The sequence below is a fragment of the Novosphingobium sp. Sphag1I genome (assembly GCF_056279125.1).
Genome location: NZ_JBWBQS010000002.1, coordinates 206,898 through 231,060, shown reverse-complemented (window position 1 = coordinate 231,060; position 24,163 = coordinate 206,898). Strand labels below are relative to the sequence as shown.

The following is a 24,163-nucleotide window of genomic DNA, read 5'->3' as shown; positions in this document are numbered from 1 at the left end:
CTGCGCTTGGGCGTGTCACTTCATCGAAGAGCTTGCGCATTGCCATACGCAAAAAACGCAGGGTAATGACAAATTGTCATAAGCAAAATAGGTGATGGCAGAAACGTTCGTCTCGTTCGTTCCCACCAATTGCAACGCTTTAAAACACGGGGGAACGTGAGTGGGCATTTCAAGACATCAGTTCTATTGCGCCAGCGCCATGGCGATCAGCATGGCCGTTTGTGCGCCCGCATCGGCGCAGGCCGGCGCGGTTGATTTTCATATTGCGCGTCAGACTTTGCCCGCCGCAATGGCGGAATTTTCGCGCCAGTCGGGCGTGCAGATCCTTTTCCCCTATGATCAGTTCAAGAACATCGTCACCAATCCGGTGGACGGTCGCATGTCGCCCGAACGCGCGGTGGCGGTGCTGATCAACGGCACGGGCGTCGCGGCCAGCAATGTCGGCAGCCGCTCGATTGCGTTGAAACTGGTCAAGGTTCCGGGGCGTCAGAATGCGCCGGAATTTCGCGCCATCGCCCTGACCACCAGCGGCGCCGCGCCGATTGAACAGAGCAGCGGCGGAATTGCCGCGCCGATTGAGGCCCCCGTTACACCTGAACAGGCATCCGCCATCACCGTCGTGGGCAGCCAGATCAAGGGCGCGAAGATCAACGAGGCCGTGCCCGTCACAGTCATGGATCTGGACCAGATCAAGGCGACCGGCGCGGTGTCGGGTGATGATCTGTTGCGCTCGATCCCACAGATGGGCGATGTATCGTTCAACAGCACCTCGGGTCAGACCAGCAGCAATTTCGCACGCGGCGACGTCGGCTCGATCAATCTGCGCAATCTTGGTGTCGGCAGCACGCTGGTTCTGCTCAACGGCCGCCGCATGGTGGCCCATCCGGGCAGCCAGGCCGACGAAAACCTTGCGCCTGTCATCACCTATAACTCGAATACGATTCCGGTCGCCGGGTTGCAACGGGTCGAGGTTCTGCGCGATGGTGCGGCCGCGCTTTACGGTGCCGATGCGGTGGCGGGCGTGGTGAATACCGTTACGCGCGGCAACGTCGAGGGCGGCTATGTCGATCTGCAATATGGCGGAGCGGAAGGGACGCATCTGCGCGATCTTCAGGTCAGCGGCTTGGTCGGGCACAATTTTTCCGAAGGGCGCGGAAATTTCTCGCTCAATTTTTCCTATGTTGACCGTACCGCGCTGGAGTCAGCGGATCAGGATTATACGTCCTCTGCCGATAAACGTGCCCTGTTTGCCGGGACCAGCTTTGAAGGTCTGACCTCGCTCGACCTGCGCAGCACTTTGACCAATTACGGCAGTTTTGGCGCCATCGGCCGCACCAGCGCGATCACCAGAAATGGCAGCGCGGTTACCAGCGCTTCGGGCACGTTCCATATTCAGCCCACCACCAATTCGGGGTGCAAGGCGGTTTTGGCCAATGGGATGTGTGTCGATACGGGCACATTGTCGACCTCCGGCACCGACCGAAATCTGCGCTGGGATGGCAATGCCAGGAATAATATCTCGATTTCGCCGGCGGTGCGTCGCCTCAATCTGTTCGGTACGTGGCACTATGATCTGAACGATGATGTCACCGCCTTTGGCGAATTGGGTTATTACATGGCCCGTTCGACCAGCGTGCAGGACAGCGTTTTTTCGATCAGTTCGATCCCGATGGTCATCCCGGCCTCCAATTACTGGAACCCGTTTGGCGCGACGACCTTGCCCAATGGCACGGCGAACCCCAACCGGCTGTCGGGGTTGAATATTGGCGCGGCGGGCCTGCCGGTCACGATTTCCTCGATCCGGCTTACCGATCTCGGGCCGACGTATGACGTGGTGAACAACAGCCAGTTCCGCGCCTTGGCGGGGCTTCGCGGGCAATGGCATGGTTATGACTGGGAATCGGCGCTGCTCTATTCCGAGGCCAGTGTCATCGACAAGCAGAATGGCGTCAGCGCCACCGCGCTGCAAAACCAGCTCGCGCTCTCGACGGTCGACGCGTATAATCCCTTCGGCACATCGGTGAACACTCAGGCCGCGATTGATGCGATCAAGGTCGTGTCGGTGCGCCGCGACCGTACCACGCTGGCTTCGGCCGACTTCAAGGCATCGCGCAAGGATCTGTTCCGGCTGCCGGGCGGCGATGTGGGCGTTGCCTTTGGTGGCGAAGTGCGTCGCGACACGCAGATGGACGACCGTGATGCGCGCGTCGATGGCACGGTCACATGGACCAACACCGTTACCGGCGTGACCCAGCCCAGCGACCTATATGGTGTCAGCCCCACCCCCGACACACGCGGCAGCCGTGTCGTGGCGGCGGCCTATACTGAATTCGCCATTCCGCTGATCTCGCCCGACATGCATGTGCCGCTGGTGCGCAGCCTCGATCTTCAGGCGGCGGGCCGTTACGAACATTACAGCGATTTCGGCAGCGTGGCGAAACCCAAATTCGCCGCCTCATGGGACATCGTTGATGGCCTGCGCCTGCGCGGTTCATGGGCGCAGGGTTTCAAGGCGCCCAATCTGGAGGTTATGAACGCCTCTATCGTTACCCGTGGCAATACGCGTGTCGACTATTCACGTTGTGAGGCTGATTTGCGCTCCGGACGCATTTCCTCCTTTGCCAATTGCTCGCAATCCTATGTCGCCACGGCCCAACGTTCGGGCAATCCGAACCTGAAGCCCGAAGAATCGACGAGCTGGTCTGTGGGCGCCGTACTTGAACCCAAATTCCTGCCGCCCAGCTGGGGCCGCCTGACGCTGACCGTCGATTATTGGGCGGTCAAGCAGAAGGGCATTGTGGGCGTATTCGGCGAAGGCAATGCGCTGATCCTCGATTATCTGTTGCGCCAGCAGGGGTCGAGCAACCCCAATGTCATCCGTCTTGCGCCCACGGCGGACGATATTGCGCTTTACGCCAACACGGGTCTGGCCGCGGCGGGGCAGGTGCAATATGTGAAGGATCAATATGTAAACCTTCAGCCGCAGGACGTGCGCGGGCTGGATATTGGCCTGTCGTGGCGTCTGCGCGGCACCCGCTTTGGCGATTTCACGCTGACGGGCAATGGCGCGCATCTGATCCGCTTCTATCGCTCGCCTTCGCCCCAGATCCAGCAATTGCTGGATGGGCGCGCGGCAGGCCTGATCAATTCGGGCACGATCATCACCGGCGGCGGTTCGCTGCTGGGTCAGGACGGTCGTCCGGCGTGGAAGGCGCAGGGCTCGTTGACGTGGAAGCTGAACGGCATCACCGTTGGCGGCTCGGTCCAATATACCGGCGCGGTCTGGGATACGAGCGCGGTCGATGCTTCGGGCAATTACTGGCGCGTAAAGGCCCAGACCACGGGCAATCTCTACGCACAATATGAGTTCGGCAAAGGCGCGCTCAAGGGCACCAGCATCCGCCTTGGCGCACGCAACATCACCGATGAAAAGCCGCCTTTGGCGATCAGCGCCTTTGGCTACATGGGCTCGCTCTATCAGGGCTATGGCCGCTATCTCTATGGCGGCATCCGGCGCGAGTTCTGATGCCACTCGGGCGGCGCGCATGGCTTGACGCGCCGCCCCCTCTTTCGCCTCCAGATGGAGAATTTTCGTGACGAAAACGCTTTCCCGATCCATCCGTGGCGGATGGGCGCTGGCCCTTGGCGTCAGCCTGTTGGGCATGGCGGCCAGCGCCGCGCCGCCCAAGCCTGTTGCCAATCCGGCGCCGATCGCATCCCCGCCGCCTCCTCCGCCGCCCGCCTATGCCAGCACCTATCGACCAGCAAAATCGGCGCCTTTCGCCATCGTCGGGGCCAATGTCTTTGACGGGGCGGGGCATCTGTTTGAGGGCGGAACGGTTCTGGTCGAGGATGGCAAGATCCGCGCGGCGGGCAAGGATATTGCCGTCCCGTCCGGTTGGCAGGTGATCGACGGGCGTGGCAAATGGGTGACGCCGGGCGTCATCGATTCCCATTCGCACATGGGTGTCTTTGCCGCTCCGGGGGTTCAGGGCCATGCCGATGGCAATGAGAATGTCGATCCCAACACCGCGCAGGTATGGGCCGAACATTCGCTCTGGCCGCAGGATCCCTCGTTCGACCGTGCGCGTGAAGGGGGGGTGACTTCGCTGCTCATCCTGCCCGGTTCGGCCAACCTGTTTGGCGGGCGCAGCGTTTCGGTCAAGAATGTGCCCTCGGCCACGATGCAGGGGATGAAAATTCCCGATGCGCCCTATGGCTTGAAAATTGCCTGCGGTGAAAACCCCAAAGGCCGGTATGGCAGCCGCGGCCGCTCGCCCGCCACACGGATGGGCAACATGGCCGGTTTCCGCCGGGCGTGGATCGATGCCACCGACTATCGCAATCGCTGGCGGTCCTATCGCAACAAACAGGCCAACGGTCAGGGCGGCGAAGCGCCCAAGCGTGACCTTGCGCTGGAATCGCAGGCAGGCGTGCTGGACGGCCAGATCATGCTCGAAAACCATTGCTATCGCGCCGATGAAATGGCGCTGATGGTCGATATGGGCAAGGAATTCGGTTATCGCACCACCGCATTCCACCATGCTGTCGAGGCCTATAAGATCCGCGACATTCTGGCCCGCGAAGGTATTTGCGTTGCCACATGGGCGCAGCGATGGGGTTTCAAGATGGAGGCCTATGACGCGGTGGAGGAAAATGCCGCCCTCTTGCAACAGGCGGGCGTTTGTGTGGCGATCCATTCGGACGAGGCCGCATTGGCACAGCGTTTGAACGTGGAAACCGCCGTAGCCTTGGCCGCCGGGCGCCGCCACGGCATCAATATCAGCCAGGCCGACGCGGTCAGTTGGTTCACATCCAACGCCGCACGCGTGATGGGCATTGCCGATCGCACCGGATCGCTGGTTCCGGGCAAGGACGGCGATGTGGTCATCTGGAGCGCCAATCCCTTCAGCATTTATGCCTTGACCGAAAAGGTCTTTATCGATGGCGTCCTGCAATATGACCGGCACGATCCGCGCTATCAGCATCAATCCGATTTTGAGAGAGGGCAGGTGGTCCATGCGCAGTAAAATCTCGCTTTTGGTCGCCGCTCTGCTGGCATCCCCGGCAATGGCGCAAACGGTGCCTGTGGCCATTGTCCATGCCCGCGTTCTGGCGGGCGAAGGGCGTGTGATCGAGGATGCAACGTTGGTTTTGCGTGATGGCGCGATTGCCGAAATCGGCGCCGGGATTGCCGCGCCCGCCGGAGCCAAGGTGGTCGATGCCACCGGCAAGACGATCACCGCAGGCCTGATCGCTTCTGACACGACACTGGGGCTGGTCGAGGTTTCGTCTGTGTCGGGCACCAATGATGCGCATCCCTCCGCCGGGGATCTGAGCATCGGGGCCGATGTCCAATTTGCCCTGAACGCGGATTCCACCGCGCTGGGCGTGGCGCGGGCGGGCGGGGTCACATCGGCCATCACCCTGCCCGATGGCGCGCGCGGGGATGCCGGGGGGCACCATCTGATGTCGGGGCTGGCGGCGGCGATTACGTTGGGTGATGGGGCAACGATCCTGCGTCGCGGCCGGATCGCGGCTGTGCTCGAATTGGGCGAGGCGGGCGCAAAGATTGGCGGCGGATCGCGCGCTTCGGATCTTGTGCTTCTGCGTGAGGCGCTGGACGATGCGCGTCTCTATGCCCGCAATCGCAAGGCCTATGAAGCGGGCAACCTGCGTTCGCTTTCCTTGTCGCATGTCGATCTGGAGGCGATGCAGCCGATCCTGTCGGGGCAAATCCCGCTGGTCGTCGGCGCGCATAGCCGGGCCGATATTCTTCAGGCGCTGGATCTGGCCAGTGAATTCAAGCTGCGCATCATCATCCGTGGCGGTGAAGAAGCATGGCGCGTGGCCGACCGTCTGGCCAAGGCCAAGGTGGGCGTGATCCTGAACCCGACCGACAATCTGCCCACGTCATTCGAGGTTTTGGGCGCACGTTCCGACAGCGCGGCTATCCTGCGCAAGGCCGGGGTACAGGTGGCCATCATCGGCAATGACAGCACCCATCGTGTGGCCGAAATGCGGTTCAACGCCGGTATGGCGGTGGCGCGGGGGCTGAATTATGCCGATGCCATCGACGCCATTACGCTCACGCCTGCCCGATTGTTTGGATTGGACGGTCAAATTGGCAGCCTTTCGAAAGGCAAACAGGCCGACATCGTGGTGTGGAGCGGCGACCCTCTGGAGCCTTTGACGCAGGTCGAGCAGGTCTTTGTCCGGGGCGCCCCGATCAGCACCGATTCGCGCCCCGAAGCATTGGCCCGGCAATACGCCAAATACCATCAGTGATCCCGCCCATGGTGGCTTGGCAATTGGCCGGCCCCATGAAAACAGGGACGTTCTCATCGGCATCGCCGGTGGGGTGACCAAGGAATGATGTGATGTCAAAGAAGTCTCTTATCCTGCTTTGCGGTGCAGCATTGATCCCCGGTATTGGATCGGCACAGGCGGCAGAACCGGCCATTGCCTTTATCGATGCCACGGTCTTTGACGGCACCGGCGCGGCGCCGGTCAAGGAAACGGTTCTGGTGCAAAATGGCCGCATCACGGCGGTAGGACCAAAGCTGAAACTGCCCGCCGGAACGAAGAAGGTCGCGGCGCAGGGCAAGGCGTTGGTTCCGGGCTTCTTTGACGTTCACACCCATTGGACGCCGGGCGGATCGCCCGACACTACGCCGCAAATTGCCACGGCCTATGTCCAATCGGGCATCACCACGGTCAATGATTTCCACCAGCAGCCCGAATCCTATGCGCCCCGCCGCGCATGGTTGGCCCAGATGGTAGCGCCCCATGTGAATTTTGCCGCCCGCATCAGCACGCCGGGCGGCCACGGCGCCGATTGGGCGGATCAGTCCACAACCATCTGGATCAACACGCCCGAAGCCGCCCGCGCGGCGATTCTGGGGCTGGAGGCGTACAAGCCTGATCTGATCAAGGCCTTTACCGATGGCTGGCGCTATGGTTCGGCGCCCGACAACACCAGCATGGATCGCTGGACATTGAAGGCGCTGACCGAGGAAGCGCATAAGCGCAACTGGTCGGTGCTGACCCATACGGTGACGGTGGAGCGCGGGGTGGCGGCATCCATGTCGGGGGTGGATTCGCTGGGCCATGTCATTCAGGACCGTTTGGCCACGCCCGAGGAAGTCGCCCAAATCGCCAAGAGCGGGATGGGCATGGCCCCCACGCTGGCCGTCTATGATCCCGATAAGCCCGGTCAGCCCAAGGCCGACGAAATCCGCCAGCGCAAATTTTCCTATGCTTTGCGCAATGTGAAGGCCTTGTTCGACGCAGGCGTGCCGATTTCGGTGGGGACGGATGCGGGCATGCCCGGAACGCCCCATGGTACGGCGACCTTGCATGAATTGGAATTGCTGGTTCGGGCCGGACTGACCCCGGCACAGGCCTTGGTCGCCGCCACGCAAACCAGCGCGAAGGTTATGCGCCTTGACGCGGATCGCGGGACGATTGCGGCGGGCAAGCGGGCCGACATCCTGCTGATCGACGGCAAGCCGTGGGAAAACATCGCCGACATCCACAAAATCACGCAGGTCTATATCGACGGCCGTCTGGTCAGCGGCGTTGGCGCTCCGCCCTTGCCCGCCGCCAATCTGGCCAACCGCCTGCCTTCGGTGAAGGTTGGGGCGCTGGTGGATGATTTCGAGCGCAAGGATCGCCGCTCCTCGCTTGATACTTTGCGTCTGGAAACCGGCGATGGCGGCATGGACCGCACCGTCGAGATTACCCAGACCGTCCCGCGTGATGGCGGAGGACAGGCGCTGTTGCTATCGGCCAAAATGGCGATGAAGGGCGATGCCTATGCCGGTTTTGCCGTGCCTTTGACGCGCGGTTCGGTGGTGCCGGTCAATTTGGCGGACTATAAAGGCGTCCGTTTCGACATCAAGGGTGATGGGGCCTATGTCCTTCGCCTCAACGGTCTGGACGGGGTGTGGAGCGCACCCGTTACTGGAAACAGCGCATGGACCAGCGTTGAAGTGCCGTTCTCCGCACTGGTGGCCGCGACCCAGCGCGGCAAGCCGGGACCGGCCTTTACTGGCGACGGCATTGTCCAGATCGAATTGGGCGGCACGCGTGGGGGCGGTCAGCGCCTTTGGGTCGAGGTGGACAACATCACTTTCTATTGATGGCGGCCACCCGGCGCTTCACGGCGGCCAGCAGGTCGGGCAGGTTTGACACCTGCTCGACCCCGTAACGGGTGCTGGTGATATCGACATTGCCCTTGCGCCAATATCCGGGCGGGCACAGCACGATCAGCTTGCCGCTTCGTGCATGCAGGCCCATTTCCAGCAGGCTGATCGGGCTTTGCGATCCGGGCGAGAAATAGAGGACAATGACATCGGCGCTTTCCAATGCGCCCAGTTCCCATTCGACCTGACGGCGAAATTCCGGTTCATCGGCTTCGGGCCGCCATTTTGGGTTCCAGTCGGGCCGGCGGGGATTGAGGATCACCACATCATCCCCTGCCAACGCCTCGATCATGCGCTTTTGCCAATCTGGCGCATTGCCCATATCGATGCTGCCGCCAAGGAATATGCGGGGGCGATCATGCTTGGCGGGCAAAGGTTCAGGCGATGTGATGGTCACCGCATGGGCCGCAGGCGCGGCAAGCAGGCATAGGGCGAGCGGCAGAAGAAATTTCATGCCTCGCCGATAGTCCGGTGGGCCAAACACGGCAAGCAATCAGCGACGGCTTGCCGCATCTTCCTCCCATGAAACCTGCGTGCAAAGCTGTTCGAATTCCTGCGGCCAGTGCGCGGACCATTCGGCCTTTTGCGCTTTGCCGACCCAACTGGCGCGGATGCCCGCCAGCATCATGGCGCGCAGGTCATCTCGGCTGACGCCCATATGGCTGTACATCAATTCCCATGCGCCCGCGGGGCTGACCCGGTGCAATTGCGGATCATCGCTGTTGGGATGCAAGGCAAGGCCCATGGCCAGCATTTTGCGGATTGGGTGATCTTGCGCCCATTCCTGCGGCGTCATCGTGCGCAGATAATAGGAATTTGTCGGCACCACCGTAAAGACCATGCCCATATCCCGCATGCGTTGCGCAAAATCGGGATTATCGATCACCGTATAACCATGATCGATCCTGTCCACACCCAACGCATCGACCGCGATGGCGACATTGGTCCATGGCATGCCGAATTCACCCGCATGGGCCGTGGCGCGCAGTCCATTGGCGCGTGCCAGATGATAGGCCGACGCAAACCATTCGGGCGGCCCGTCATTCTCGCGATAATCGATGCCGATGCCGGGAACCTTGTCGTGGCGATGGGCCAGCATGGCTTCGACCATCGCTGTTGCCTCGGCGGGCGGGGCCTCGCGATCAATGGCCGGGATCAGGAGGGCGGAAATCTCCGCAGCCTCTATCGCTTCCACCATGGCCTGCTGGATTTCATCATAGGGCAGGCCATGGGCGGCCAGCGTCGCGGTTGGGTTCCAGAAAAACTCGGCATGGCGGACGCCATCGGCCGCGGCATCCTCCAGATATTCGCGCACCAACCGGGCCAGATCCTCGGGGCGGCGCAAAAGATGCTGTTCCATCGCGCGCAATGCGTGGAGGACGCCCACGGGTTTTCGCCCGCGGGTATAAAGCCCTGCGGCCATGTCGGATGGGATCGGCGCGTCATAGCGTATCGCCAGATCGCGAAAGGTCTCCTCGCGCATGGCGCCCAGCAGGTGGCAATGGATCTCCACCTTGGGCAGGCGCGTGAAAAACTTCCGCTGATCCGTGCTCACCACCCGGCCTGTGGCCGAGGGCGGCAGAACCGCCAGCGTTTCTTCCATGGCAATGGGCATGTGGATTACCGATGTCCGGTGGCGGTGGTGTAGAGATAATAGGCCAGCGGCAGTGAGAGCAACAACAGGCTGGGCGAAATCTGCCGCGCCCGTCCGCCGATCAGGCTGACCAGAACATAGGAGACAAGACCGACCGCGATCCCGGTGCCGAAACTGTTGGCGATAAGAGTGGCCATTAGCATCAGCACCGGAGGCAGGGTTTCATCCAGCCTTTCCCCGCCCAATTGACGCAGCGAGCCCATCATCCCCGCGCCTACCAGAATGAGGGCCGGAGCCGTCGCCTGTTTGGGAATGGCCATGGCCAGCGGAATGGCCAGCAAAGAAGCCAGATAGCAGATCGAGGCCGTGATCGGCACGAGGCCGGTACGTCCGCCCGCCGTTGCCCCCGCCGCCGATTCAACCAGCGCCGTGCCGCCCGGAATGCCCAAGACCGGGCCGAAGGTGGCCGCCAGCGCATCGACCAGAAAGGGCCGATCGATCCGGGGCAGATTGCCGTCCGCATCGGTCAACCCCGCCTTGGCCCCGACGGCCAGCGTGGTGCCCATGGTCGAAAAAAATTCCGCGACGAAATAGGCGAAAAGGTAAGGCAGTGCCTTGATGGTAAAGACCGCCGCCCAATCGACATGGCCCAGCACCGGCCCCACCGAAGGGGGCAAGGCAATGGGGCTGGCCGGGGCGTGGGTGACGCCCATCATGGCACCGATAACAGCGGCCGCGCCAATCCCGGCAAGGATGGCGCCGGGAACGCGCCGGGCCTGCAAGGCGACGGCTACGCCAAGGCCGATCAGGGCCATGATCGGTCCGGGTTGGGTAAAGTCACCCAGCGACAGGGCGTTCGTCTTGGCATTGACCGCCACCATGCCCGCATCGCGCGCGCCCAGCAAAGCGATGAACAGGCCAATTGAAGCACCAAGGCCGAGCTTGATCTCTCGCGGCACCAATCGCATCACCCAACCGCGCGCGCCTGTCACCGTCAGCAAGGTAAACAGCACGCCCGACGCCATGGCAATGCCAAGAGCCGCCTGCCACGAAAGATGTTCAACCTGTGTCAGAGTGATGCCCAAGAGGGCCGCCCCGCCGATCCCCGGCCCGACGATAAAGGGCAGGTTGGCGTAAAGGCCCATCGCCAGACTGCCCAGCGCCATGACGATCAGTGTAGCCGTTGTCGCTGCGCCCTGATCCATGCCTCCGCCCGACAGCAGGCGCGGGATCACCACCACCAGATAGGCCGAGGCCATAAATGTCGTAAGCCCCGCCACGGCTTCGCGCGGCAGGGTGGTGCCTCGTTCATCAAGGCGTTGGCGCCAAAGCTTTGCAATCATTGGCGGGCCTGTGCCGTAAACCTGGCGATAAAGCGAGGGACGTCGATGGTCTCGACCACTTCGACGATCTGTTCGCCGCGATGGGGGGCCAATTCGTCTTTCCACATCTGGGCCGTGCCATAGCCCGCGCCGGGCATCAGGTCGACATCCATGCGGGCGGTGAATTTCTTGGTCACCAGTGTCGGGTCCAGAGCCACGGCCACCGTCATTTCATCCCACAAGGGCTGATCAATCCGGGCATATTGGGCGATATAGCGCGCCGTCGGCGTGCCCGATGCGCCGATCTGGTCGGCCAATGCCTTGGTCATGCGGGCCGAAGTCGTCACATTGCCGACCACGGTGATCTTTTTCCAAGGCGCGGTCAGGACGATATGCGCGGCCTCTGGATCAAAGACGAAGTTGAAATCGGTGGCATAGTCGGCATTGTCCAGAACGCGCGCGCCCTGCATGTCATAGCCGCCGCCCTGCATGGTAATGCCTTTGGCCTTGGCCGCAATGTCGGGCGCGATGCGCAGCGCCAGCGCGATATTGGTCAGCGGCCCGGCACAGATGATCGTCACCTGTCCGGGGTGGGCGCGGACGGTGTCGATCAGGCGGTGGACGGCATCCTGCGCGATGGGTTTTGCGGTGGGCGCACCCTCGACCATGGGCGGGACCAGATCGGGGTCTTCGGGGTGATAGGTGCGGCCCGGCTTGGGCGCGTTCCATGCGCCCTTCCACGGGATGGGGCCGAAACGCGCCTCCCATGCCTTCATTTCGGGCAGGGAGCGGATCAGCGGCGTCTGAGCGCCCCGCGCCACAGGCACATCGGCGCGGCCGGCAATTTCGAGGAAGCGCAGGGCGTGTTGCGTTTCTTCCTCCAGCCATTGGTCGCCGGTGACGACGCCAATGCCCACAAGGTTGACCTGTGGGTCGCGGATCAAAGGGATCAGGGCCTGAAGATTGCTCTGTCCGGGGCCGAGGAAGTCATTGTCGAACCACACCATCGTGCGATTTTCTGGGGTTCGACTGTCCGCCTCGACCGGACCGCTGACGGCACGGGGCGGCGCGGCCATGGCGAGGGAGCCCATGGCGAGGGACGCGCTGCCCAGCAATGTCAGCCACAATTTCATACCCTGATCCCCCTCCTGCTTATTTCGCTTCGGCCAGAACCAGCACGGTGGCCAGTTCATTGTTGAAGTTGCGCAGGTTGACCGCCTTTTCGAGCTTGAGCCCTTCGTCCAGCGAGTGGTTGCGGAAGGTTTCAAAGCCCGAACCCAGCGTGAGAGCGGAAATGCCCTTGCTCATCGGGATGTTGCTGTCGGTCGAACCGGCGCTGTACTTGGGGGCGAAACCATTGGCCTTGGCCACGGCATCGGCGACCTTCACAATGCGCGCGTCCATCGGCGTGGTGCCGCCGGGGCGGTCGCCCACCAGCTTGGCGTCATAGGTGATCTTGCCCTTGGCGGTCGAGCGGGCGGCGTTTTCGGCGGCCACGGCTTCGGGCAGGATCGAGAGGAAGGTCTTTTCTTCAGCGTCCAGTTCCGCCTTGCCGTTCGAACGCATGTCGATGGTCATGGCCGTGGCAAAGGGGATCGAATTGACCGAGGTGCCGCCCTCGACGATGCCCACGTTATAGACCGTCTTGGGTTCGGTCGGGACCTGCATTTTGGCAAAGCCGACCATGGCGTTGGCCATCGCATAGGCCGGGTTGACCAGACCGAAATCGCCCATCGAATGGCCGCCCGGACCGTTGAACGTCACCTTGTAACGACGCGAGCCGGTGCCCGCATTGGTGATGCGTTCGGGCTGGCCGGGTTCAAAGCTGATGAAATGGGTGATGCGGTCCTTATACTTGCCCTTGGAGAACAGGTAGCGCACGCCGCGCAGGTCGCCCGGACCTTCTTCGCCCACATTGCCCATGAACAGGATGTCGGCCTTGGTCGAGAAGGCGCCCGCCTTCATCGCGCGGATGAAAGCCAGCAGGACCGGCAGGCTGCACGTATCATCGCCGATGCCGGGGGCGTAAAGCGTGTCGCCCTCGCGGCGGACCTTCACATTGGTGCCTTCGGGGAAAACGGTGTCGAGGTGGGCGGTGATGACGATCAGGGGCGTCGCCTCGTCTTTCGCAGCCCCGGTGCCGCGACGCAGGCCCATCACATTGCCCACGCCGTCCATCTCGACATCTTCCAGACCTTCGGCCTTGAGCATGGCCATATAGGCCTTGGCGCGGGCTTCTTCCTTAAAAGGCGGGGCCGCGATTTCGGTCAGGGTGATGATGTCGGCAACGATCCGATCATAATCGCCCGCCAGCGAGGCGGTCGCCTTGGCAAACTTGGGGCTTTTCAGCAGCGCCTTGGCGGCCGCCTCTTCGGGGGTGGCGGCGCTGGCCTGGGGCGCGATCATGGCGATGGTGGCCAGCGATGCAAAAGCAAACAGAGTGTTACGCATAAGGAGACATCCTCGCTTGGAAGATTTCCCGGTCAAGCCGAAACCTGACCGGGAAAATGGTCGTTCAGCAGATTAGAAATTGCCGCGCAGGTTGACGCCAATGGTGCGCGGGGTCTGGGTGGCGATGTAATCGGGCGTGCCGTTCACCGCCGAGTAGTAGCTGACGCCGCCTGCATCGAGCAGGTTGCGGACGTAGACATAGACGCCATAGCGCTCGTTCTCGATACCGGCGCGCAGGTTGACCTGCGAATACTTGCCATAGGTGCGATAGAGCGCGTTGGTCGGATTAAGCTGCGTGGTCATCTTGCCCGTATAGGAGAAGTCGGCACGCATCATGCCCTTCCACTTGTTGTTGATATCCCAGCCATATTCAGCGCCCGCGCTGGCCGTGGTGCGCGGAATGCCGGTCAGGATGTTACCCACGCGGCCCGCGGCGGTCACTTCCGAATTGACCTGATCGGCGGTCAGACGCGGATAGACGATCGAGAGCGAGCTGTTGAGGAACAGACCCTTGGTGGGCGTGCCGCTCAGTTCAGCTTCGATACCTTCGATGCGTGCCGACCCGACATTGCTGATATAGCTGAAATTGCCATAGGTCGCGGTGACCGAGGTCTGCATGTTCGTCCAGTCGATGCGATAGATGTCGGCGTTGAAGGTCAGCTTGCGGTCAAACCACTGGCTCTTGAAGCCCAGTTCATAGTTCCACAGCGAGTCCGCCTTGTACTGCGTGGCCGAGGCCGGAATGCCCGGCGTCAGGTTTGCGCCGCCGGGGCGAAAGCCCTGCGATGCGGTGGCATAGATCATCAGGTCGCGGGTGGGCTTCAGCTCGACGTTATACTTCTGGATGAAGCCGTCGGCATTGGCGTTGACCGTGGTATAGTTCATCGGCGTCTGGCCGTTGTAATAGTTGTAACCCAGATAGGCGCCGCCAACGGTCTTGGTATAGTGATAGTGACGCAGACCCGCCGTGATGTTCAGGATATCAATGGGGCGATAGGACAGTTCACCAAACTGAGCCGTCTGGTTGATTTCATTGCGCACAAAGCGCGAGCCCAGATCGACCAGCGGCATGCGCATCATGCCGGTGCCGGGAACGCCCGCGAATACGGTCGTGTCGACGCGGTCCTTACGGTTTTCAAAGAAGGCGCCCAGCGTATAGTTGATGCGACCCTTGCCATCGGAATTGAGGCGCAGTTCGTTGGTGACATTTTCCACCCAGCGCGGCTGATAATTGCCGATCGGCATCTGGCTGTTGGCCCAATTGAGGTAATTGGCGCGCAGTTGAGCCGAGGTGTAACCGCCAGCGCTCGAAGCGCAGTTGCTGGACGAGGTCGTGGTGCCCGCCGGGCCGGTTTGCAGCATTGAACCGGCATAGGTGTTCTGGAAAAGCCCGCAATAGCGATAGGAATTGGCCACCGACTGATAATTGTCGGAATTGTCGTTGGTCTGACGCACATCCCAACGGTAATAGCCGTTGGCCAGCGAGATCGTGCCGATCGACGTGTTCCACTTGGTGTCGAGCGAGAAGATCTTCTGCTTGTCGATGGCGGGCGTATAGATGCGCAGGCCCGATGTGTAATTGCCCACCGAAGGCGCCCAGAGCGAGGTACCGCCCGTGTGCTGATCCTGGATGATGCCCATGAAATTGATGCGCAGGTTGTTGGTCGGGCGGAAGCCCAGCATCACGCGACCACCGGTGGTCATCACGCTGTTCATGTTATAGCGACCGATGGACGGATCATCGACGAAACCGCCGGTGCGCTGACGATACAGCACTACGCGCGCGGCCAGCTTGTCTTCGATGATCGGCACGTTGACCGCGCCCTTGATGCTGTAGCCGGTGCCGCCATTCTTGGTGGTTTCCGCGCCCGCATCGAAAGAGGCTTCATACTTGCTCAGATTGGCCTGCTTGAACAGAACGCGCAGCGTGCCGCCCATCGAACCCGAACCATACAGCGTGCCCTGCGGCCCGCGCAGCACTTCGAGGCGTTCGGTGTCGAACAGGTTGAGGTTGGGGGTCGAACCCGAAGGGTCCGAGGTGGTGCCGGCGGGACCTGTCAGCGGAACTTCGCCGAAATAGATGCCGACCGTGGCTTCACCGGCGGTCTGAATGCCGCGGATCGACACGCGGGTACGGCCCGATTCACTGGCCAGCAGGTTGAGGCTGGGGACCGAACGCGCCACATCGGCAATACCGGCCGCGCCCATGTTGTTGAGCGTGTTGCCGCTCATCGCGGTGATGGCCAGCGGGGTGTCCTGCACGCGCGTTTCGCGCTTGAGCGCGGTAACCACGATGTCGTCGCCCTGACCCGCCGTTTGCGCCATGGCCGGCGAAACCGCCAGGCTGGAAACCGAAAGCAGCAGTGCTGCATAAAGCTTGTTGTTCATAAACCATCCCTCAATTGCGATCGCCAGACCGCCTCCGGCTCACCATGGTCCTTGCCTGCCTTCTGCCGGGCGGCGTGATCCATGGAGAGCTTATTTCGGTCCGCGAGCTATCCTGCCCGTCCTCTCGCTTTTCGGTGCTAGGGGGCGATGCCTGTCATCAAGCTGTCATGGATTTGGTCAGGGGATGCGCGTTTTACGTATTTTTTGACAAGAGATTGCCGTTTCATGGTAACAATCGTTCAGGGGCTGCCGCCTTTCGGCGATGGCATTGGGGTTTGGAGATGAAATCATGCGCGTTCTGATCGTGGAGGATGACCCTCGTTTGGCGCGTGGCATGGCGGCATCACTGGAGGCGGCCAGCTTTGCCGTCGATGTGGCCCATAATTGCGAAGATGCCCAAGCCTTTGCGGCGGGCGACCCGTTCAATGCGATAATCCTCGACCTTGGATTGCCCGACGGCGATGGCTTGGAATTGCTGAAAAAATTGCGGCGCAGCGGGGATACGACGCCAATCGTGATCGTCACCGCGCGCGATGCGGTGGATGATCGTGTGGCCGGTCTGGATTACGGGGCCGACGATTATATGGCCAAGCCGTTTCATCCGCGCGAACTCGAATCGCGGGTCCGGGCCTTGGTCCGGCGCAGTCTGGGCAGCCCTGATCCAGTGCTGCGTATTGGGGCGCTGACGCTGGATCGTTCGACGCGGCGGGTGGAATTGGGCAATTCGCCGATTGACCTGCGCCGCCGCGAAATGGCGGTGCTGGAAACATTGATGGGCCGCCCCGGAAAGGTCGTACCCAAGGATCGCATGGCCGCCGAAGTTTTTGCCCTGTCCGAAGCTGTCGCGCCCAATGCGTTGGAGGTCTATGTCGGCCGCCTGCGCCGCAAGCTGAGCCCGGATGGCCCGACAATCCATACGGTGCGCGGGCTTGGTTACATGATCGATGCCCATTAGAATGCGATGGATGCCCCGTTCTCTTCGGGGGCATCTGACCGTTGTGGTGATGGTACCGCTGGTCGTGCTGGTTTCGATTTTCGCGACGATCACCTGCTGGATGATCGATTCGTCGACCAATGATACGTCGGATCGCATTCTGGTCGGTTCGACGCGCCTGATCAGCCGCGCGGTCAATTACGACGAAATCCTGCGCGAAAGGCTGCTGCCCATGGCGGTGGCGTTGTTGCAACGGCGTTCCGCTCCGGTGACCTATTACAGCATCTATGACGGCGACAGGTTGATGGCCGGACGCGCGGATTTGCGCCCGCCGCCCGATTATGGCGCCGATGGCCGGTTGAGCGGGCCGTTGCATCCGGGCGCGCGTTTTACGGTTACATCGCGCGATCCGGCGCTGACACGCGGATATGTCGATCCGCGTGATGCCGAAGGGGTGGTCCAGCCCGCCTATCTGCGCGACGGCATGCTCAATGGCCGCCCGGTGCGGATCGCAACCGAAATGCGGACCCTGAAACATAACGGTCATCTGGTCGCGGTCCAGGTGGCCGATTTCACCGAAGATCGGGCCTTGGCCACGCGAGTGGCATTGCAACGCGTGGTCAGCGCCAGCGTGTTGGTGACATTGGTGGCTTTGCTGCTGTTCTATTCGGCGCTCGCTTGGGGCCTGATTCCCTTTGCCACGCTTACGAACCGCATCGCGGCCAATCCGCACGATCCGTTGCATTTCCAACGCTTGCCCGATGGCGATGGACCGCGTGAAGCCCAGATGATTGCGCGGGCCTATAATGCGCTGATGGCGCGGGCGGAGCAGGCGGTGAGTTCGTTGCGCCAATTCACCTCCAACGCCTCGCATCAATTGCGCACGCCACTGGCCGTCTTGCGGGTCCATCTCGATGTGTTGCAGACCTATGGCCCGCAAAGCCCGCAAGGCAGGATGGCGTTGGATGACATAGCCCATTCGGTCGATACGCTGGAGCGATTGTTGCAGCAATTGCTGGCCTTGGCGCGGCTGGACGAACAGGCCGTTGGCAAGGCCGCAGGGCGCAGTGGTGGCCAGTTCGACCCCGCGCTGGTGGTGACCGACGTGATCGCGGCGCGTTTACCCGCATTGCAACGGGCCGACGTCGATATCAGTTTTGAGGAACGCGGACATGGCATGGCCGCGGGCGAGGCGGCGTTGGCGGCGGAGATTTTTGGCAATCTGCTCGACAATGCGGTCGCCTATAATCGACCGGGCGGAAAAGTGGTCATTCGCGTTCTTCGCATGGGCCAGACGATGCGGGTTGAGATCGAGGATGATGGCCCCGGCATACCGCCCGGCGAACGCGAGAAAGTGTGGGAACGGTTCTATCGCATGGCCGTGAACGCCAATAGCAGCGGCAGCGGTCTGGGCCTGCCGATTGTGCGCGCCTTGGCCGATCGGTTGGGTGCCCGCGTCACGCTGGGCGATGGGGCGGATGGGCGCGGTACGCGTGCCACGGTTGATTTCGTGATGGCAGGGGATGCGGAAAGTTTCGTCATGGCCGCAAACCATAAGCACGAGGCCCAATCGTGACAGGGTGATGACAGGCGGATTGTTTCACACGCCAGGCTCCACAGTCGGTTTGCACCATTTCCATGGCATCATCGAACAATCCTCCCCCGTCCCGTTTTGCCCCATCACTGCGCTGGACAGAGCCTTTGCCGCATTGGCCGCTGCTGGCGGGTTTGGTGGTGGGGGCGCTGGCCGGGGCTATGGTGCATGTGCTGCCGGTGCGGCGCGAATGGCTGGACTTCGCGTTGGCCAATCTGGTGCGCCCGGTCGAACAATTGTTTCTTCAGGTGCTGTTCCTGTTGATCCTGCCCATGGTGTTTTCCGCGATTGTGACCGGGCTTGCCCGGCTGCGCGGGGGGCGGATGATACGCGATCTGTTGCTGCGCCTGTTTGCATATATGTTGGGCATGACGGTGGTTTCGGCGGTGATCGGCATGGCGATGGCCAATCTGTTCCGCCCGGGCGAAGGCATGGCCATTGACCTGCGCCAGAATGCCGGGGTCGCAGGGGGCATCAATCCCTCTGGCAATATCAGCGGCTTGCTTGATCTGTTGCTGGGCCGTCCGGTCACCGCTTTGGCGGTGATGTCGGTGCTGGTCGGCTTTGTCATCAGCCGCAGCCGCAATCGCAATATCCGCCATCTGGTCATGACGACCGAGGGCCTGTTCGAGGTTGGCATGTCCATCGTCACGCTGGTCGCGCGGTTTGCCCCGATTGCGGTGCTATGCGTGATGTTCGACATGACGGCGGTTTTCGGCTGGACGCTGCTGGTTCATCTCAGCAGCTATTTCAGCGTCGTTGTGGCGGCGCTGTGCCTCCACCTGTTGGTCGTATCGGCGGGGCTGGCGTGGATGGCGGGCGATATCAGCCCGGTTCAGTTCCTGCGTTCGTTGCGCTCGGTCATGGTGATTGCGTTTACGACGTCATCCTCCTTTTCCACTTTGCCCGCCGCGCTCCATACCGCCGAACAGGATTTGGGCCTGCCCGCGCGCGTCGCTCGGCCAACCTTGGGGCTGGGATGTGTGGCCAATCAGGGCGGAACGATTGTCTATACCACGGTGACGGTGATCTTTTTGTCCCAATGTTTTGGCATGGAATTGACCATGTGGCAGCAATTCATGATCTTTGGTCTGTCGATCTTGGCGGGTCTCGGCACGATGGGCGTACCGGCGGGAAGCCTGCCTTTGACGGCCATGCTGCTTGCCCTGCTGCATGTCCCCAATGAGGGGATCGGTCTGGTCATCGGTATCGACCGTTTGCTGGACATGTGCCGTACCGTTCCCAATGTCGTGGGCGATCTGGCCGTCGCCGCGGCCCTGCGCCACAGCGTCGAGGAACAGGGGCAAGAGGTCAGCGTGCGGCAATTGGCGTGACGGCCCGGCCTTTGGCGGGGTTGCGGTCTATGATGTCGCGCCCGTGGGCGTGACATCACGTTCGACAGAATTTCGGACCTATCCGCCTGTCGGATGATTGTCGCTTGCAGGGCGAAGCCTATGCTCGCAAGCTGAACCGATGACGGATCGCAATACCAATATCACCGCGCGACAGGAATTGGCGCGCCACTGGCCTATCGTGCTGGCCGCCGCGCTGGGCGTGGGGTTCGGCACAATGGGGATCGGCTTCTATTCGCTGGGCCTGTTTGTCAAACCGCTTCAGGCCGAATTTGGCTGGAGCCGGGCGGCCGTTTCGGGTGCGGCTACGTTTCAGCAATTGGGCATCTTTCTGTCGGCGCCATTGGTCGGGCGGTTGGCTGATCGTATCGGACTGCGGCCTTTGGCACTGGCCTCTTATGTCGCCATGCCGCTGGCGCTTTTGGCTTTATCCTTTGCCGGATCGTCGGTCTGGGGCTGGTACGGGCTGTGGCTGATGGTGTCGCTGGCGGGATGTGGGACGACGCCGGCGGCATGGGCGCGGATGGTTTCCATGCGTTTTGATAAAGCGCGAGGTCTCGCGTTGGGCCTCATGCTGGTCGGGACAGGCTTGGCGGCGGCCTTGGTTCCCGCGCTTTTGGGGCCGATTTTTGCCCAGGATGGATGGCGCACGGCAACGTTGGTGATGGCCGGGGCGGCGGCCCTTGTCGGGATTCCTCTCTCGTTCCTGCAAAGTCGGGAAGCGCCGACGCCGGAAAAGCGCCATGCCGGACATTTTGAACGCAATCGGGCGATCTTCATGTTGCTGGCCATTGCCTTTTTGGTGGGGGTGATTGTGGCCGGGTTGATCATTCATCTGGTTCCCTTGCTGGTTGATCGCGGGATGGACGCCGCTTTGGCGGCCAAGATGGCGGCCAGCATCGGTCTGGCGGTGATTGCGGCGAGGGTGATCGTGGGTTGGTTGTTCGACCGGTTTTATGCGCCCTTTGTCGCCGCAATCTTTTTGGCCATGCCGGTGGGCTCGTGCATCTTGCTGGGGCTGGGCGGACCGGTGTTGCCGGCTGCGCTGATGCTGGGGCTGGCCGCGGGCGCCGAGGTTGATATGCTGGCGTTTTTCACCAGTCGCTATGCCGCGATGAAGAACTATGGCGCGACCTATGGCGTCATTCTGGGCACATTCAGCCTTGGTGCGGCACTTGGCCCGATGTTGGTGGGGTTCAGTGTTGATCGCACGGGCGGCTATGGCCTGGCGTTGGGCGCATCGGCCGCCGGACTGGCGTTGGTGGTGGCTTTGATCGCGTTGCTTGGGCCTTACCGCACTCAGGACTGAACCTTTTCAAAGGGATTGCTTTAGACTGGCTTTGGCGTAAGAACCGATCTGTCCGGGGCTTGGCTCCGGGCAAAAGATCGCGCCGGTGCCCGAAAGGGCTTAATTCGGGAACACGGTGAGGGCTGGCCTGTCCAGCCCGAGGCCGAGGCTGTCCCTGCAACTGTAAGCGGTGAGCGCGATGCATAGGCTTCCTCACACATGGGGGAAGCAGCCACTGGGCCGGACGCTAAATCATGCGAGGTCTGGGAAGGCATGCATCAAGCCTTGACCCGCGAGCCAGGATACCTGCCGGCGTCTGGTCGCTCTTGCCTTGGCCCAGGGGATGGCCGCGGCACGGTGAACTCCGTCTGAGCGACGTGTGTTGGTCGGAATGGACGCAGGGCGCGCGGCGCTTTGCGAAAGGTCCGGCTGTGTCGTTCAAGGCCGGGGGTTCCTGCTTGTGAGAAAGAGATTTTTGTCAGCGCCTTTGCGCTGGCGTATCGGCGCGATGATGGCCGGTTTGGTGGCGGCCAATATTATGGCTTGGGTCTGGGCCTTTGCCCTGTTCGGTGCGCAGCCTTTGATGTTGGGCACGGCCCTTTTGGCATGGGGTTTGGGGCTGCGCCATGCGGTCGATGCCGATCACATCGCCGCCATCGACAATGTCACCCGCAAATTGATGCAGGAAGGCCAGCGCCCGATTTCCGCAGGCTTCTGGTTCGCGCTGGGCCATTCCGGGATCATCGCCGTTGCCTCGATCAGCGTTGCCCTGACCGCCAGTGCGCTGTCGCGGTTCAGCGCGTTCAAGGATTTGGGCGGCATGATCGCGACGGCGGTTTCGGCCCTGTTCCTGTTCACCATTGCGGGGATGAACTTGGCCATCCTGCGCTCTGTCTGGGCCAAGTTTCGCCATGTTCGCGCCGGGGGCGTTGTCGATGCCGATGATCTGGATATGTTGCCGGTGTCGCGCGGGATACTCTCGCGCCTGTTCGGGCCAATGTTTCGTTTGATTTCGAGGCCATGGCATATGGCGCCGCTGGGTTTTCTGTTCGGGCTGGGGTTTGATACCGCGACCGAGGTCGCCATCCTTGGCATTTCGGCCAATCAGGCGGCCAGTGGTATGTTTCTGGGCCGGTTGCTGGTCCTGCCCGCGCTGTTTGCGGCCGGGATGGCGCTGGTCGATACGCTGGACGGTGTGATGATGGTGGGGGCCTATGAATGGGCCTTTGTAAAGCCGGTTCGCAAGCTTTACTACAACATCACCATTACGATGATGTCGGCCCTTGTGGCGATCGTGATTGGCGGGATCGAGACGCTGGCCCTGATCGGCGATAAGCTGAGCCTGACCGGATGGCCATGGGGTATGGTGGCGAGATTGGGGCGCAATTTCAACAATCTGGGCTTTTCGATCATCGGCCTGTTTGCCGCCTGTTGGATCATAAGTTTCGCGATCTATCGCTGGAAGCGGTTGGATGAAATCGAGATTTCGCCCGCGCCGTGATTGCGCCGGGCGTTCTTATGGGCTAGATCCTCAATCGAGGGCTTGCCCCTCACATGATCGCGCCGGTGCCTGAAAGGGCTTAATCGGGAATGCGGTGCGGGCCGGAAACGGCCCAAATCCGCGGCTGTCCCTGCAACTGTAAGCGGATAGCGCGATGCACATGCCCCACGCGGGGCGGCCACTGGGTCTTGCTATGCAGATCTGGGAAGGCGTGCATCAAGCTGTGACCCGCGAGCCAGGAGACCTGCCGGCGCTCTGGTCGCTCTTGCCTTGGTCCAGGGGATGGTCACGGCACGGTCAACTTCCGTCTGAGCGACGAAACTGTGCGGCTGGGGCTGCACGGGTTGCGTGGTGTCGGGCGCTTTGCGCGTCGGCCCGCCGTCGCGCGCCGACCGGATTTTCCGGCAAGCCCCCGCCTGTTCTCGCTCCGAGGCCTGAATTGGGTCTCGTTTCGGCGCGCGGGGAAGTTATGACCATGAACGCATTGGCGGCCGATCTGGCCAAAGTGCCCGTTACCATCATCACCGGCTTTCTGGGCGCGGGAAAGACCACGTTGATCAGCCATCTGATCCGCAACGCGGGCGGGCGCAGGCTGGCCGTGGTGGTCAATGAATTTGGCACGCTGGGGGTGGATGGCGACATATTGCAATCCTGCGCCATTCCCGATTGCCCGGCGGAAAATATCGTCGAACTGGCCAATGGCTGCATCTGCTGCACGGTGGCGGATGACTTTATCCCGACGGTGGAAAAACTGCTGGCGCTTGATCCGCGCCCGGACCATATCCTGATCGAAACATCGGGCCTGGCTTTGCCCAAACCCCTGCTCAAGGCTTTTGACTGGCCCGCCATTCGCAGCCGGATCACGGTCGATGGCGTGCTGGCTCTGGCCGATGCCGAAGCCGTGGCGCAGGGGCGTTTTGCCCCCGACCTGAACGCGCTGGAGGCGCAGCGCCTTGCCGATCCGGGGCTTGATCATGAAGTGCCGCTGGCCGAAGTGTTCGAGGATCAGCTGGCCTGCGCCGACATGGTGCTGTTGACCAAGATTGATCTTGCCGGACCAGACGCCGTGGCCAAGGCCCGTGCGATCATTGCTGATCTTTCGGCCAAACCTGTTCCCATCATCGAATTGGCCGAAGGCTCGGTCGATCCGCGCATCATCCTCGGCCTTGGCGCTGCGGCGGAAGATGACATTGCCGCGCGCCCATCGCACCATGATGGCGAAGATGACCACGAACACGATGATTTCGACAGCACGGTGGTTAGCTTTGGTGAGATTGCCGATCCCGCTGATCTCGTCGCCCGGATCGAGGCTCTGGCCCGCGAGCAACAAATCCTGCGCGTCAAAGGCTATGCGGCGGTTCAGGGCAAGCCCATGCGCATGCTGATTCAGGCCGTAGGCGGTCGCGTGCGCCATCAATATGACCGCCCGTGGCGCATGGGTGAGCCACGTCAGACCACTCTGGTCGCGATTGCCGAGCGTGACCATGTAAAGCCGACTGCGATCCTCGCCGCTCTGGCGGACTGATCACCCG

General features: G+C 61.9%; 16 protein-coding genes and 2 riboswitches. Of the genes, 10 read left to right on the top strand and 6 right to left on the bottom strand.

Going from position 1 to position 24,163, the window contains the following annotated elements:
* Nucleotides 1-160 precede the first annotated feature (160 nt).
* The 4 genes from ACZ9HU_RS03105 to ACZ9HU_RS03090 all read left to right on the top strand — a co-directional run bounded on the left by ACZ9HU_RS03105 (nt 161) and on the right by ACZ9HU_RS03090 (nt 8,144).
* Nucleotides 161-3,526 carry a TonB-dependent receptor domain-containing protein gene (locus ACZ9HU_RS03105; protein ID WP_476102202.1) on the top strand — a complete coding sequence of 1,122 codons (3,366 nt, stop codon included), beginning with the start codon at nt 161-163 and terminating at the stop codon, nt 3,524-3,526.
* A 67-nt stretch (nt 3,527-3,593) separates the two neighbouring features.
* The gene (locus ACZ9HU_RS03100; protein ID WP_476102200.1) at nt 3,594-5,030 is read left to right on the top strand and encodes an amidohydrolase; all 1,437 of its coding nucleotides are present in this window, start codon (nt 3,594-3,596) and stop codon (nt 5,028-5,030) included.
* Entirely contained in the window at nt 5,020-6,288 is a 1,269-nt protein-coding gene (locus ACZ9HU_RS03095; protein WP_476102198.1) for an amidohydrolase family protein, read from the top strand. Before ACZ9HU_RS03100 ends, ACZ9HU_RS03095 begins: the two co-directional genes overlap by 11 nt.
* Before the next feature lie 92 nt (nt 6,289-6,380).
* Nucleotides 6,381-8,144 carry an amidohydrolase family protein gene (locus ACZ9HU_RS03090; protein WP_476102196.1) on the top strand — a complete coding sequence of 588 codons (1,764 nt, stop codon included), beginning with the start codon at nt 6,381-6,383 and terminating at the stop codon, nt 8,142-8,144.
* Here ACZ9HU_RS03090 and ACZ9HU_RS03085 read toward each other — a convergent pair.
* The 6 genes from ACZ9HU_RS03085 to ACZ9HU_RS03060 all read right to left on the bottom strand — a co-directional run bounded on the left by ACZ9HU_RS03085 (nt 8,131) and on the right by ACZ9HU_RS03060 (nt 15,962).
* Nucleotides 8,131-8,661, bottom strand: coding sequence for a nucleoside 2-deoxyribosyltransferase domain-containing protein (locus ACZ9HU_RS03085; protein WP_476102194.1), 531 nt, complete (start codon nt 8,659-8,661; stop codon nt 8,131-8,133). The genes ACZ9HU_RS03090 and ACZ9HU_RS03085 overlap by 14 nt on opposite strands.
* Nucleotides 8,662-8,700: 39 nt before the next feature.
* On the bottom strand, nt 8,701-9,822 hold the full coding sequence (locus tag ACZ9HU_RS03080; RefSeq protein ID WP_476102192.1) for an adenosine deaminase family protein: 1,122 nt from the start codon (nt 9,820-9,822) through the stop codon (nt 8,701-8,703).
* Nucleotides 9,823-9,827: 5 nt separating this feature from the next.
* On the bottom strand, nt 9,828-11,144 hold the full coding sequence (locus ACZ9HU_RS03075; RefSeq protein WP_476102190.1) for an NCS2 family permease: 1,317 nt from the start codon (nt 11,142-11,144) through the stop codon (nt 9,828-9,830).
* Nucleotides 11,141-12,256, bottom strand: coding sequence for a nucleoside hydrolase (locus ACZ9HU_RS03070; protein ID WP_476102188.1), 1,116 nt, complete (start codon nt 12,254-12,256; stop codon nt 11,141-11,143). The genes ACZ9HU_RS03075 and ACZ9HU_RS03070 overlap by 4 nt, the downstream gene beginning before the upstream one ends.
* Before the next feature lie 19 nt (nt 12,257-12,275).
* Nucleotides 12,276-13,574: a M20/M25/M40 family metallo-hydrolase gene (locus ACZ9HU_RS03065; protein WP_476102186.1), complete on the bottom strand. Its 1,299-nt coding sequence runs from the start codon at nt 13,572-13,574 to the stop codon at nt 12,276-12,278.
* Between the two features lie 72 nt (nt 13,575-13,646).
* Nucleotides 13,647-15,962 (bottom strand): TonB-dependent receptor, encoded by a 2,316-nt coding sequence (locus ACZ9HU_RS03060; protein WP_476102184.1) that lies wholly within the window; start codon nt 15,960-15,962, stop codon nt 13,647-13,649.
* A gap of 289 nt (nt 15,963-16,251) precedes the next feature.
* Here ACZ9HU_RS03060 and ACZ9HU_RS03055 point away from each other — a divergent pair, with 289 nt between their 5' ends.
* The 6 genes from ACZ9HU_RS03055 (at nt 16,252) to cobW (ending at nt 24,156) form a co-directional block, all read left to right on the top strand.
* Nucleotides 16,252-16,917 (top strand): response regulator, encoded by a 666-nt coding sequence (locus ACZ9HU_RS03055; protein ID WP_476102182.1) that lies wholly within the window; start codon nt 16,252-16,254, stop codon nt 16,915-16,917.
* 10 nt (nt 16,918-16,927) lie between these two features.
* The gene (locus ACZ9HU_RS03050) at nt 16,928-18,472 is read left to right on the top strand and encodes a sensor histidine kinase (RefSeq protein ID WP_476102180.1); all 1,545 of its coding nucleotides are present in this window, start codon (nt 16,928-16,930) and stop codon (nt 18,470-18,472) included.
* 62 nt (nt 18,473-18,534) lie between these two features.
* Complete coding sequence (locus tag ACZ9HU_RS03045) at nt 18,535-19,824, top strand: dicarboxylate/amino acid:cation symporter (protein ID WP_476102178.1); 1,290 nt, start codon at nt 18,535-18,537, stop codon at nt 19,822-19,824.
* Between the two features lie 139 nt (nt 19,825-19,963).
* Nucleotides 19,964-21,151, top strand: coding sequence for an MFS transporter (locus tag ACZ9HU_RS03040; RefSeq protein WP_476102176.1), 1,188 nt, complete (start codon nt 19,964-19,966; stop codon nt 21,149-21,151).
* A 66-nt stretch (nt 21,152-21,217) separates the two neighbouring features.
* A riboswitch (cobalamin riboswitch) is annotated at nt 21,218-21,458 on the top strand.
* A 180-nt stretch (nt 21,459-21,638) separates the two neighbouring features.
* Nucleotides 21,639-22,631 (top strand): HoxN/HupN/NixA family nickel/cobalt transporter, encoded by a 993-nt coding sequence (locus ACZ9HU_RS03035; protein WP_476102406.1) that lies wholly within the window; start codon nt 21,639-21,641, stop codon nt 22,629-22,631.
* Nucleotides 22,632-22,677: 46 nt separating this feature from the next.
* Nucleotides 22,678-22,897: riboswitch (cobalamin riboswitch) on the top strand.
* A gap of 203 nt (nt 22,898-23,100) precedes the next feature.
* Nucleotides 23,101-24,156: a cobalamin biosynthesis protein CobW gene (gene cobW, locus ACZ9HU_RS03030; protein WP_476102174.1), complete on the top strand. Its 1,056-nt coding sequence runs from the start codon at nt 23,101-23,103 to the stop codon at nt 24,154-24,156.
* Nucleotides 24,157-24,163 lie beyond the last annotated feature (7 nt).

Bases quoted from the DNA above. Each gene is read 5' to 3' on its own strand.
- ACZ9HU_RS03055 (WP_476102182.1), top strand. From the start codon at position 16,252: ATGCGCGTTCTGATCGTGGAGGATGACCCTCGTTTGGCGCGTGGCATG.
- ACZ9HU_RS03095 (WP_476102198.1), top strand. From the start codon at position 5,020: ATGCGCAGTAAAATCTCGCTTTTGGTCGCCGCTCTGCTGGCATCCCCG.
- ACZ9HU_RS03090 (WP_476102196.1), top strand. From the start codon at position 6,381: ATGTCAAAGAAGTCTCTTATCCTGCTTTGCGGTGCAGCATTGATCCCC.
- ACZ9HU_RS03065 (WP_476102186.1), bottom strand. From the start codon at position 13,574: ATGCGTAACACTCTGTTTGCTTTTGCATCGCTGGCCACCATCGCCATG.
- cobW (WP_476102174.1), top strand. From the start codon at position 23,101: ATGACCATGAACGCATTGGCGGCCGATCTGGCCAAAGTGCCCGTTACC.
- ACZ9HU_RS03035 (WP_476102406.1), top strand. From the start codon at position 21,639: ATGATGGCCGGTTTGGTGGCGGCCAATATTATGGCTTGGGTCTGGGCC.
- ACZ9HU_RS03050 (WP_476102180.1), top strand. From the start codon at position 16,928: ATGCCCCGTTCTCTTCGGGGGCATCTGACCGTTGTGGTGATGGTACCG.
- ACZ9HU_RS03080 (WP_476102192.1), bottom strand. From the start codon at position 9,822: ATGCCCATTGCCATGGAAGAAACGCTGGCGGTTCTGCCGCCCTCGGCC.
- ACZ9HU_RS03070 (WP_476102188.1), bottom strand. From the start codon at position 12,256: ATGAAATTGTGGCTGACATTGCTGGGCAGCGCGTCCCTCGCCATGGGC.
- ACZ9HU_RS03045 (WP_476102178.1), top strand. From the start codon at position 18,535: ATGGCATCATCGAACAATCCTCCCCCGTCCCGTTTTGCCCCATCACTG.
- ACZ9HU_RS03075 (WP_476102190.1), bottom strand. From the start codon at position 11,144: ATGATTGCAAAGCTTTGGCGCCAACGCCTTGATGAACGAGGCACCACC.
- ACZ9HU_RS03085 (WP_476102194.1), bottom strand. From the start codon at position 8,661: ATGAAATTTCTTCTGCCGCTCGCCCTATGCCTGCTTGCCGCGCCTGCG.
- ACZ9HU_RS03040 (WP_476102176.1), top strand. From the start codon at position 19,964: ATGACGGATCGCAATACCAATATCACCGCGCGACAGGAATTGGCGCGC.
- ACZ9HU_RS03060 (WP_476102184.1), bottom strand. From the start codon at position 15,962: ATGAACAACAAGCTTTATGCAGCACTGCTGCTTTCGGTTTCCAGCCTG.